This window comes from Protofrankia sp. CiP3, from assembly GCF_917627345.1.
GTDB lineage: Bacteria > Actinomycetota > Actinomycetes > Frankiales > Frankiaceae > Protofrankia.
In genome coordinates this window covers 1-11660 of record NZ_CAKJTM010000123.1, presented here as the reverse complement: position 1 = coordinate 11660, position 11660 = coordinate 1, and the positions used below count along the sequence as shown (strand labels likewise).

Here is an 11660-nt window from a genome sequence, read left to right as displayed (position 1 = left end):
ATCGACCAGCTCCCGGTACAGGTCAGCCGCGGTCACCGAGCCGCCACGCTGGCGCGCCTGGCGCAGCCGGTCCTCCGCCAGCTCGGCGATGAACGACAGCAGCCGCGGGTTACGTGCCAGATCGGGGAGGTCCCGCACCTCCCCGATCAGCTCGAGGCGGGCTGTTGCCCGTTGCTGTGCCTTCGCGCGGCGGGCGTCCGGGTCGGGAATCTCCACCGCCAGCGTGCGGGTGAAGCGGCCGACCAGGAAGCCATGGATCTGTTCGGAGGTGAACTCCGTCAGCCGGACGATGTGCCGGCCGAACGTCCGCTCGACCTTCTCCCCGGTCTTTTTCAACACCTCGTCGTCGGTGAGGAAGAACTCGGCCCGGCTCGTCACAACGATCTTCGCCTGATTGTCGAGTGCGGCCAGCAGGGTATCGAGGTGCGCGACCGCGCGCTCGTAGGTGACGCGGGCCGCGAGTTCGTCGAAACCATCGAAAATCAGTATCAGCCGGCCCTGCGCCAGCATGTAACGGAACGCGTCCAGATCCGGCCGGCGGACCTGGGAGTCCACCAGGTGCTGGGCGACGAGCCGGTCGAGCTCAAGGGACTTCTCTAGCTGCCGCAGCTCGATCAGCATCGGGTCCACATGCGGCAGCCGGCCAGGCAACTCGCGGGCGAGCTCGTGCGTCAGGAACGTCTTGCCGTGCCCGGAGTCACCGAGTACGAGGATGAACCGGGCCTCGTCGGTGGTCAGCCATTCGACGATCTGATCAAGTGCGGGGCCGGGCAGCGCGGCAGCGGTGCGGCCGACCCGCCGGATGCGCTGCGGTACGTACAGCTCGGGTGGGTAGTCCCGGTCGGTGCGCAGCCGGTCGCTCTGCCGGCCGACGTAGCCGCGCAGGTCCAGCACCCCCTGGTACTCGGGCATGCTCAGCAGCTGCACGCCCAGCCGCTCGGCGTGCGCGACGAGCGGCTGGGCGGCCTGTGTCCCGCCGGTGTAGACGAGTTCGGTTATCAGGCCTGGGAAAGCGGCCAGGTACTTGGCCCGGACCGTCCGCGCGAACTCCTCGACCGCAGCCTCGTCGGCGGTGCCGTCAACCAAGCCGACAACCCGCTGCTCTGCGAAGCGGCCCTCGGCGCGCCAAACACGCAGGTGGGCGGGTAGCTCGCCGACCGCGTCGATCCGTTTGACCTTCGCGGCCGGGTGGTGCAGGCGGGCCACCTCAGCGACCTCGTCCAGCGTGTCCGGTGGTCGCCGCCGCGACTGCCCGGGTGGTTCGTCGCCGTACAGCGGATCGCCGTCCGCGTCCCGGTCGTACGGGTGCTGACCGTATGGGTTCCGGTCGTACGGCTCGTGCCGATGGCGGCCAGGTGTGTGCCGGCCTGGTTCGCCCTCCTCGTCGTCGTTCCAGGTTTCGGCTGGGGGTGGAAAGGCCGCATAGACCGACCGGAACGCGTGCGGTGCGCGCACCGACCAGGAGCTGCCGGCCGGGTCGACCCGCAGGTCACCCGTCCACCGTTTCTGGTCCGGCTCGTAGCGGCGGGCATAGCGGGTGAAGCCGTCCCGGTCGATGCGGAGCAGCTGGTACTGGTTGGGCACCTCGGCCGGGCGGGCATGCGCGCCGACCGCCGCGCTGCCGGTGGCGACGACCGGCAGCCCGGATTCGAGCCAGCCGGCCCGCCCGTTGTGGGTGTGGCCGTGTAGCAGCAGGTTCAGGTGCGGGCCGAGGATGCGGTCCAGGTCGTCGGCGTCACGCAGGTTCTCGTCATCCGAGGTGGCGCCCCGGATCGGGTTGTGGTGCACGGCGCCGATCCGCAGCCAGCCGTCCCGCTTATAGCGGCGCAATGCCTCGGCGACGGCACGCAGCTGGCTCTCACCGAGCCAGCCGTAATGCTCCTCGTGTGACTCCGCCATCGTCGAGTTCAGCCCGGCCACGACCACGTTACGGTCGGGGACCTCGAACAGCGACCACTCCGTGCCGACCTGGAAGCCGATCTCGGTGTCAGCGCCGTAGAACCGCCGGAGCAGGTCGTTGAAACACCTCCACTTCGGCCAGTACGGCGGTTCCGGAGTCCGCTTGAACGCCTGTTCGTGCAGAAAGTGGGACTGGCAGAGCAGCCGGTTGACGTCGTGGTTGCCAGGAATAACCATGATCTGGTTCCGGTTGAGGCCGAGGTTCTCCGTCAGCGCGACGAGAAAGTCGTACGCCTGGTCGAACTCGCCCTCGTCGCCGGTCTCGGCCAGGTCGCCGGTGACCACGACGAGGTCCGGCCGCAGGCCGTCGATCTCGGCCCGGTCCCGCAGATCGTCGTGTAGCCGTCCGAACAGCGACCCGTGGGCACGGTCGGCCTCGGTGAGCCCGGCCCGGCCGAACACGTGGTGCGTCCCGAACTGGGTGTCGGAGATGTGCAGCACCGTGACGGCCGGCTCGGTGCCGCCGCCCCGGGCGCCACCCGGAGCGACAGCGGCGGTGCTGGCCGTGGCGGTGCTGGCCTCAGCGGCGGTGGCCGGCCCTGGCCATCGTCGCGGCGGTAGTGCGGCGCGCCTCGCAGGGCCGTCCGGGCCGGGGAACAGCGGGGCCACGGTGGGCTTCGCCCGGCCTTCGATGGACGCGGTGATGCGTGCGAGCAGCGTGTCGGCGGCCGTCGCCTCGTCACAGCCGACCAGATCGATGTGGACAATCGACCGCAGCAGCCCGCCAGGCTGGCACTCCGCGACCCGGACCGGTACGACCCGGCGTTCGAGCCCCTCGGGGTCGTCCGGCCAGATCGTCAGCCACTCGGCGTTGCCGTACCGGGAGTCGGCCAGATACGCGGGGGACAGGACGGGCACCACCCGGGCCGACGCCGGCAGCGTGCGGTGCATGCCGGCCGCCCAGTTCGTGCCCGGCACCAGGTCCCATTTCTGCACGAACACCCGGGCGGAGCGTTCACCGAAACGTACCCGCCCCTCCAGCTGCCAGGCGATCCACTCCGCCCAGGCGGCGTCCGCACCGGTGTAGCTGACGAAGAAGTCGTAGTCAGTACCGTCACCGGATTGTGTTGTGTCAGTTACGTTACCCCCGTCACCCATAGGTCAAGAATGTCACAATCCGCGCCTGGCCTGGTGCTGGGGCGTGTCGGGCGCGTGGCCGATTGTGATCATCGTGTTGCTTTCGGCTGGCGGGTGCTCCCTGAAACCCAGCCGCGCAGGGCCGTTCCCGGTGTGATAACAGGTAGTGATTGAATGAGCGCTATACGGTAGCAGGATCACGTGTCCGCTGGATGTGGACGGTGTGTCGCGAAGGCGTCCTGTCGGCGATGGCGATGTCTTCCGTATGAGACCCTGCCGGGCATGAGGTCATCCCTCACGGTGACAGAACCGGCCGGCGCGGAGGCGGGGAGCGCCATCGACGTCCGGGGGCTCAGGCAGACCTATGAGCTTCGGCCGGCTGGGCTCCAGGTGACGCGGCCTGGGTCGCGACGGGTGAAGCCCAGGCGTGGCGGGCAGCCAGCGCATGGCAACGGGCGGCTGGACGAGCGCGGCCCGCGGGTGGGCGTGCTGGAGGCCGTCCGCGGGATCGACTTCACCGTCGCCCACGGGGAGGTGTTCGCGCTGCTCGGGCCGAACGGCGCCGGCAAGACCTCGACGCTGGAGGTTCTGGAGGGCTACCGGGTTGCCGCCGCCGGTGAGGTCCGCGTTCTCGGTTACGACCCGGCGGACAGGGCGACCGCGCTCGACCTCCGGCGGCGGATCGGCATCGTCCTGCAGGATATTGCCGTCGATCCCTACCTCACCGTCGCCGAGACGGTGGAGCGGCGGCGGTTTTACTACCCCGATCCTCGCCGCACCGACGAGGTCCTCACCTTGGTCGGGTTGACGGAGAAGGCGAAGGTGCGGGTCGCGAAGTTGTCAGGTGGGCAGCAGCGCCGGCTCGACCTGGCGCTCGGCATCGTCGGGCGGCCCCGTCTGTTGTTCCTCGACGAGCCCACGACCGGATTCGACCCGTCAGCCCGGCGCGGGGCGTGGGATCTTGTCCGGTCGTTGCGTGATCTCGGCACGACGATCCTGCTCACCACCCATTACATGGAGGAAGCGCAGCAACTGGCCGACCGGGTCGCGGTGATGGCGGCTGGCCGGATCGTGGCCGAGGGCCCGCCGGACTCCCTCGGCGGGCGGGACACCGCCGCCGCGCACATCACGTTCACCGCACCGCCGGGGGTACGCGCGGCGGACCTGCCGATGGCGGCCACCGTCACCGGCGAGCAGGTGCTGATCGAGACCGGCGAACCCACCCGCACGCTGCACGTCCTGACCGGTTGGGCCGTCGACCGCGGGTACGAACTGCCTGGGCTGGCCGTGACCCGTCCCACCCTGGAGGACGTCTACCTGCAACTGACCAGCGCACGCACAGGCGCAGGCGCAGATGCGGACGCAGGCGTTGACGGCGGCGCCGACGCCACGGCCATGTCGGGCACGGCAGCCGTGAGGGGGACGGGGTGACCGAAGCGAGGCGCGGGCCGAGCGGGCGGGTGGGCGGCGGGCTGGGCGGTGAGGTGCGGCTGATCGTCCATCAGGCGCGGTTCGAACAGCTGACCTTCTGGCGTAATCCGGCGTCGGCGTTCTTCACCTTCGCCTTCCCGCTGATGTTTCTTGTGATCTTCGCGTCGCTGAACACCGGGACCACGATCGATTTCTTCGGTGGATTGAACTACAACCAGTACTTCATCCCGGGCATCATCGCCTATGGTGTGATCGCTGCCTGCTTCATGAACGTGGCGTTGAAGCTGGCGATCCGCCGCGATTCGGGTCTGCTGAAGCGGGAGCGCGGCACGCCGTTGCGGGCCCGGGACTTTCTTGCGGGCCTGCTGATCAACCAGCTTCTGGTGGCGATCCTGCTGGTGGTCCTGACGGCACTGTTCGGCGTGCTCTTCTATGGCGTGACGTTTCCGGGTCACTACGTTGCGCTGCTGGTGGCGCTCGTGGTGGGGGCGGCGACGTTCTGCGCCTGTGGTGTCGCCGTGGCCGCGATGGTGCCGAACGCGGACGCCGCCCCCGCGGTCATCAATCTTGTGATGTTTCCGATCCTCTTCCTGTCGGGGGTCTTCTTCCCGGTCAGGCCCGGCTCCACCATCTCCCACATCGCCAGCGTGTTCCCTGTCCGGCCGCTGGTCCAGACCATCTTCGCCGCGTTCGACCCGCGGCTGCCCCACGGACCCGGCAACGGTTTCGCCTGGGGTGACATCGGCGTCATGACAATCTGGTTCGTCGTTGCCTCGATGTTCGCGGTCCGTCACTTCCGGTGGGAGCCGCAGCGATAACAGCCGTCCGTTATCATGGCTGGCGATGTCATGAAGGGGAGCCCGCGGTGCGTCCGAGAACTGTTTGATTATGATTTCTCTGCTGTCAGTGAATCTTGGGGCCGCCAGTCGTACCGAGTACTCGGAAATCGGTATGACCGGTATTGACAAAAGGCCGGTCAGCGCCGCTGTCGAGGTGCGTGCTCCTGGTCCCAAAGGCGTCGGCGGGAGTGGGCTGGTCGGGGACCGGGTCTGCGACCTGAGGCATCACGGCGGGGACGACCAGGCTGTTTACGCGTACGCGCGGGAGGATTTGGACACCTGGTCGGTGGAGCTGGGCCGGCCGCTGCCATGCGGGGTGTTCGGGGAGAACCTGACCACGGTGGGAATCGACATCACAGCCGCGCTGATCGGGGAACGCTGGCGGGTCGGCGACCATGTCGTGCTGGAGGTCACGAACCCCCGCATTCCCTGCCGGACGTTCGCCGGATGGCTCGGTGAACAGGGCTGGGTCAGGACGTTCACCGACAGGGCGGTCCCCGGGGCCTACCTGCGTGTCATCGAGGCGGGGATGATCCAGAGCGGCGACCCGGTGACGGTCACGGGCCGGCCCGATCACGATGTCACGGTCGGGCTTGTCTTCCGGGCGCTCACCACGGAGCCGGGGCTGCTGCCCCGGCTACTCGTCGCCGACACGCTCGCGGACGAGGTCAGGCAGAGAGCCCGGCGGCGCCTGCCCGTCGAACTGGACGACGCCAGCGGCTGACGCCAGCGTGCGCATCGTGCGTGGAGGACCGGAGGATGCGCTGGCACCGCATGGAACATGAGCGGGCGTTCTCAAGATCCGAACTGTGCGGAGATCGACTTGGGGCGAAAGGCCGGAGCGAAGGGAACGCCTCGCCGATGTCGGCGAAGCGTCCGCACTTGCCGGTGGGCAGTTTCTGAGGTGATCGATCTTATATAGTGAGATGATCATCTCGAATGGTAGAACATGATGCTACGGTCAACGGGTGGACGCCGATGAGGGAGCACAAGCTGGTGGGCGGCGTGCGATCTACACGCACGGGCATCACGAATCGGTGTTGCGATCGCACCGCTGGAGGACCGCGGAGAACTCCGCGGGATATCTGCTGCCTCACCTGAGGCCGGGAATGGCCCTGCTCGATGTCGGGTGCGGCCCGGGAACGATCACTGTTGACCTGGCCGGCCGGATCGCTCCGGGGCGGGTGACGGCTGTCGAGGTCACCGAAGCGGCCGTTGAGCTCGCCCGTACGCAGGCGCGGGTGCGAGGCCAGGGCAATATCAGCTTCGTGGTCGGCGATGTCCAGGCACTGGACTTTCCCGATGGCTGTTTCGATGTGGTCCACGCCCATCAGGTGCTGCAACATGTCGGCGATCCGGTACAGGCGCTCCGGGAGATGCGCCGGGTCTGCAAGCCCGGTGGCATGGTCGCCGCGCGCGACAGTGACTACGCCGCCTTCACCTGGTATCCGGCCATCGCGGAGCTCGACGAATGGCTGGCGCTCTACCACCGTGCGGCATACGCGAATGGCGGCGAACCCGACGCCGGGCGCAGGCTGCTGTCCTGGGCACGCCGGGCCGGCTTCGCCGCCGTCACCTCGACCTCGAGCACCTGGTGCTTCTCCTCCTGTCAGGATCGGGCCTGGTGGGGTGAAATGTGGGCCGACCGGATCCTGAATTCCGCTCTCGCCCGGCAGCTGGTGGCAACCGGGATGGCCGGCCAGCGTGACCTCCAGCGCATCTCGTGCGCGTGGCTGGACTGGGCGGCGGCCGAGGACGGCTGGTTCTCGATCCTGCACGGCGAGGTTCTCTGCACAGCCTGACAGCGGTCGATGTGCACATGGGACGGTCCGGCCCAGGCAGCCGCCGAAGTGTCTGACCAGCCCCGTGCTGCCGCGTCCCCCGCTGTCGGTCGCTCCAAGGCCAGCTGGCAGGTAATCCGCTGGTCGAGATCCCGCTCCTTGTGGCCAACTGCGCACATGTGGCGCTGTGCCGCGCTGACGCGTGTTTTCCATGAAGCGCGTCTTCCAGCACGGTGGGTACGCCAATTCCGGGCAATGCATTTCGTGAGCCGACAGTCTTGACTTTGTCGGTAGCGGTGACCGGGCGGGCGGCTCGCCGGAGCTGTCCTATTACGATTACCCGCCAGCCGGACCGGCCGGCTGGCCGGCGTGTCGGCGGCGGCAGAAACTTGCTCCGGCCTATTCTTGCTGGCGTTCCGCAATGCTGTGGAGCAACAGAACCGGTGCGCGTAAACGGTACCGGGATGACAGCCGTGCCAAGGGCTCGGGTACCTCAATCGGACAGCGGCGTCCGGCGCCAAGGAAGGTCGGCAATGGCGATGCGAAAGCTGTGGGCGCGCGGTGCAAGAAGAGGGATGGGCGGCCTGGGTGCGGGTGTGCTTGCTGTTGGGTTTGTCGTCGGGGGCGGGGTCTCTCCCGCCGTGGCGAACTGGCAACCCGACTCGTCCCGTCTGTGCGCGACGGAGCCCGCCCCGCCGTCGGGAGATGTTGGTACGCCGAGCATGCCGGCGCCGATCACGTCAGGCAGTGACGTGTGGAGCTTCGCGTCCGAGCCGGACCTGCATCCCATGCGGGTTACCGTGACCGCGCGGCAACCGGGCACGGCTCCCGGGCACATCTTTGTCGGTCCCTACAGCCTTGGCCAGGTGGTCGGCCAGACCGGGGCGCTGGCAGTCGACAACTCCGGCGACCCGGTCTGGTTCCGTCCGCTGCCGTCCGCGGCCCTCCAGAACGCCGACGTCAAGGTTCAGACCTATCGCGACTCCCACACTGGAAAGACCCAGCCGGTGCTGACCTGGTGGCAGGGATCCATTGCCATTCCGCCGACCTACACGAATCTGCCGGGCGGCGCGCCCGAACCGGGCGGATGCTACTACATTTACGACACCAACTATCGCCTGGTCAGGACGGTCTCGGCCCGCAACGGTTTCAACGCGGACGAACACGAATTTCTCCTGACCAGCCGGGGGACCGCGCTGTTCCTCGCGTCCAGACCAGTGCCCATGGACCTCCGTCCTTATGGGGGCTCGAAGGACGGGGCCGTCCTGGACAGCCAGGTTCAGGAGGTCGATCTCGCAACGGGAAAGCTCGTCTTTTCATGGGATATGCTGGAGCACGTGAACCTGGCGGACTCCGAGGTGTCAGCCGCTGATACCTCGTCATCCGGTGGGGTATGGGATCCTTATCACGCGAACTCGATCGACGAGGGTGCCGGAGACCAGTTGTTGATCTCCGCTCGAAATATGTGGGCGATCTATGACGTTGCCCGGGGCACCGGGGCGATCAACTGGCAGCTCGGCGGCAAGAAGAATGACTTCACCTTCGGTCCTGACGCGGATTTTTATTGGCAGCACGACGCGCGATTTCTGCCGGGAAACAGGATCAGCATGTTCGACGACGGCTGTTGCAACCAGCCGGGCGGCGCACCCGAACAGCAGTCACACGGCCTGATTCTCGGTCTTGACTTCAGCAACCACAGCGCGACCGCCGTGCGGACCTACTATCATGAGCCACCGTTGTACTCGGCATCCCAGGGAAATACCCAGCGGCTCGCAAACGGCAACAGGTTCATCGGGTGGGGGCAGAGTTCGTACTATTCGGAGTACGCGGTCGCGGGGAACGTCGAGAACAACGGCCTACAAAACCTGCGCTACGACGCGAAGATGCCGGGTTCCAACATCTCGTACCGAGCGTTTCGGAACGAGTGGGTCGGTATTCCGTACTACCCGCCGAGCGTGGCGGTGCGCGCCGAGGGTGGGCACCACGTCGTCTACGCCTCCTGGAACGGTTCGACGGAGACGAGAGCGTGGCAGGTGCTCGCCGGACCGGACGCCGACTCCCTGGCGGTGGTCGTTGAACACGCCAGCCGGTCCGGCTTTGAGACGGCGGTCGCGACGAACAGCCCAGGATCGTACTTCCAGGTGCGGGCGCTGGATGCGAGCGGAAAGGTGCTGCGGAGCTCCAAGGTGGTGAAGATCGACGGCATCGGCGACTGCGTCGACGGTGGCATCGATGGCGGCATCGACCTCGATTGATCGCCGGCCGATACCGACCACGACCGCCACCGTGTTCCAGCCGTGGATGCGGACCGCCGCCTACCAGCAGTTGCCAGGCGCGGATGAGCCGCTCACTGATCGAACGCCCTATCCTCGGGCACTCTCATCGCTGTCCAGCATGAGCAGCATCGGTACGTAGACCTTGCCCGCCGGGTCGTCCGTGTCGGGTTCGGGGCCGCCGGCCAGCGCGAAGCCATGGCGGGTGTAGATACGCACCGCGGCCGTGTTGGTGGGCACGACCCACAGCCGGACGCCGATCGCGCCCGCCGTTCGTGCCCAGTCCACGGCGGCGTCGAGGAGCGTGTCGGCCGCCCCTGTACCGCGTATGGCCGGCGCGACCCACAGGGCGGCCAGTTCGCGGAACTCGGGCGCCAGCGATGGCTGGTAGACGTCGACCATGCCCATCGGGCCGTCATCCTGTTCCGGGTCGTAGGCCGCCGGGCCGTCCCGTTCCAGCAGGAAGGTCGCGTGTGCGTCACCTGCCGAGTTGCGTAAGGCGCGCGCCTGCCAGTCCGCACTGGGACGGGCGCTCTCGCCCGCCAGGGTCTGCCAGAAGGACATGGGCGCATCGGTCAGGGCCGCCAGCCGGACGGCACGCAGCCGTTCGGCGTCGTCCGGATTGATTCGGCGCGCGCGGACGGTCATACCCATGTCAACAGCACCCGGACCGCACGGCTCTCAGCAGGGTGGCACTGGACGCGAGCCGACACCATCCACACATTACAAGATCTGTATATGGCCGGGCGCGACGGCGGATCAAGGCGCAGCAGCCCGTACCCCCGGCTGAGCCTGTGAGCTGGATCGAGCAACCCGACATTCATCTCATAGCTGAGCATCTGTATGCTTAGGCTGAAATTACATCCGATTCATCCCACTCCGGCAGGCCCCCGTATCGCGACCAGATCCAGCCCTGGGTACGGGGGTTTCGTCGTCTTTATGGTCACCAGGAGGGCGTCATGATCGAGTCTGTCAGCGAGATCGCGGCGGTACTGGCTGACGCGGTCCAGAAGAGCCACGATACGGCGGTCCGGCTCGATCGAATAGGCGCACTCACTGAGATCGCGGGGTGGCATCTGGAACGGGGCAGCACCACCGAGGTCGCGCGGCTCCTGGCGGAGATCCGGGAGGTGGTGGCCGGGTAGCCCGAGCCCGTCAACGGCCGTGCGCTCGACTGGCATCCGACGACTGGCATCCGACGGAGCGCCGTCGCGTCGCGGCTGGGGCCGCCGCGACGGCGGGAAGCGGCGGAAGCGCTGGGAAGCGGCGGAACGGAAAGTGCCGGCTGGTGGGCCGGCTGCTTACCGCGGGTCACCGGCTGGCGCGGGCCCGGCAAGCCGCCGCTCGATCGAGGCGACCTTTCTGTGCAGCGCGTCGGTGACACCGGGACGAATATCAGCCCTGAGCACGAGGCTTACCCGTCTGGATCCCCCGGTGACGGCATCGACCGCCTGTCGCACGACCGTCATGACCTCGTCCCACTCTCCTTCGATCATCGTGAACATCGCGTTCGTCTCGTTGGGGAGGCCGCTGGCACGGACCACGCGCACGGCTTCGGCCACCAGGTCGCCGACGTCCTCGCCGAATCCGATCGGTGTCGCGCTGAAAGCTACAAGCATGATTCATGATCTATCACGCGGCGCGTGCCCGCGGAGGCCGGATCAACAAGGCGTTCGACGTGATCTCCGGGGCTATGCGGCCCTGGCAACGGAACCGGTGGGGAACTGGGCGGGGAAGCGCTCGGCCGTGGCATCCCGACGATGGCGTGGACCTGTCATGAAGCCCACTGTCATCCCGTATGGACAACATCGCTGTATATGTCACACTCACCAGGGCGTGGCACTCTTCCCGAAAACTGATCTCCGGTAGGAACGGAATTCATGGCGGGTTCCGCTTCTTCTCCGTGCATCCGTACGCCCTTGGCATGTTGTTGCCAAGTCATGCGCTGCTACGTAAAGTAGGCAAACATTACGCAGGGGGTTCACCGCACGAGCGGGCCGGTGAACCCACGTGCCTGGAGTTCCTCGAAGACCGCGGCCACATGGAATGGATGTTGATGACACTCATGCCTTCAGAAAGCCCGTCGAATGCCTGGATGAGTTCCTGGCCGGCGTGCTGACGCGTCCACCGAACCCCGCCGGCCCGGACCGGGAGCCGACTCCCGCGGCCACGCCGTCAACGAGCTGGAGACGCTGATGAGCTTCGCGGACTATCTCTCTCAACGCTGGCCGACGTTGGTCGTGCTGTTCCTGGAACATACCGAGGTGGTGCTGATCGCGGTCGCCATTGCCACCGCTGCC

At 67.3% G+C, this 11660-nt stretch carries 9 protein-coding genes; 6 read left to right on the top strand and 3 right to left on the bottom strand.

The features are described 5' to 3' along the window. The coding region (locus tag MJ797_RS23565; RefSeq protein ID WP_239341331.1) for a TIR domain-containing protein at nucleotides 1-3057 on the bottom strand (3057 nt) is incomplete at its 3' end. A gap of 438 nt (nucleotides 3058-3495) precedes the next feature. Between MJ797_RS23565 and MJ797_RS23560 the strand changes: the two genes are divergently transcribed. From MJ797_RS23560 to MJ797_RS23540, 5 genes are all read left to right on the top strand, one after another. Beyond that, complete coding sequence (locus MJ797_RS23560) at nucleotides 3496-4467, top strand: ABC transporter ATP-binding protein (RefSeq protein WP_374582866.1); 972 nt, start codon at nucleotides 3496-3498, stop codon at nucleotides 4465-4467. A 29-nt stretch (nucleotides 4468-4496) separates the two neighbouring features. Continuing rightward, complete coding sequence (locus tag MJ797_RS23555; protein ID WP_239341327.1) at nucleotides 4497-5285, top strand: ABC transporter permease; 789 nt, start codon at nucleotides 4497-4499, stop codon at nucleotides 5283-5285. 70 nt (nucleotides 5286-5355) lie between these two features. After that, on the top strand, nucleotides 5356-6030 hold the full coding sequence (locus tag MJ797_RS23550; RefSeq protein ID WP_374582861.1) for an MOSC domain-containing protein: 675 nt from the start codon (nucleotides 5356-5358) through the stop codon (nucleotides 6028-6030). 286 nt (nucleotides 6031-6316) lie between these two features. Further along, a complete protein-coding gene (locus MJ797_RS23545) occupies nucleotides 6317-7108 on the top strand; it encodes a class I SAM-dependent methyltransferase (RefSeq protein WP_374582864.1) in 792 nt (263 codons plus the stop codon). 554 nt (nucleotides 7109-7662) lie between these two features. Continuing rightward, nucleotides 7663-9342 (top strand): arylsulfotransferase family protein, encoded by a 1680-nt coding sequence (locus MJ797_RS23540; protein WP_239341321.1) that lies wholly within the window; start codon nucleotides 7663-7665, stop codon nucleotides 9340-9342. 108 nt (nucleotides 9343-9450) lie between these two features. On the opposite strand, the gene MJ797_RS23535 is transcribed toward MJ797_RS23540, so the two are convergent. After that, a complete protein-coding gene (locus MJ797_RS23535; protein ID WP_239341318.1) occupies nucleotides 9451-10014 on the bottom strand; it encodes a GNAT family N-acetyltransferase in 564 nt (187 codons plus the stop codon). Between the two features lie 305 nt (nucleotides 10015-10319). Here MJ797_RS23535 and MJ797_RS23530 point away from each other — a divergent pair, with 305 nt between their 5' ends. Next, nucleotides 10320-10505, top strand: a complete 186-nt coding sequence (locus MJ797_RS23530; protein ID WP_239310957.1) for a hypothetical protein — start codon at nucleotides 10320-10322, stop codon at nucleotides 10503-10505. A 156-nt stretch (nucleotides 10506-10661) separates the two neighbouring features. On the opposite strand, the gene MJ797_RS23525 is transcribed toward MJ797_RS23530, so the two are convergent. Then, nucleotides 10662-10979 carry an MTH1187 family thiamine-binding protein gene (locus tag MJ797_RS23525; protein WP_239341314.1) on the bottom strand — a complete coding sequence of 106 codons (318 nt, stop codon included), beginning with the start codon at nucleotides 10977-10979 and terminating at the stop codon, nucleotides 10662-10664. Nucleotides 10980-11660 lie beyond the last annotated feature (681 nt).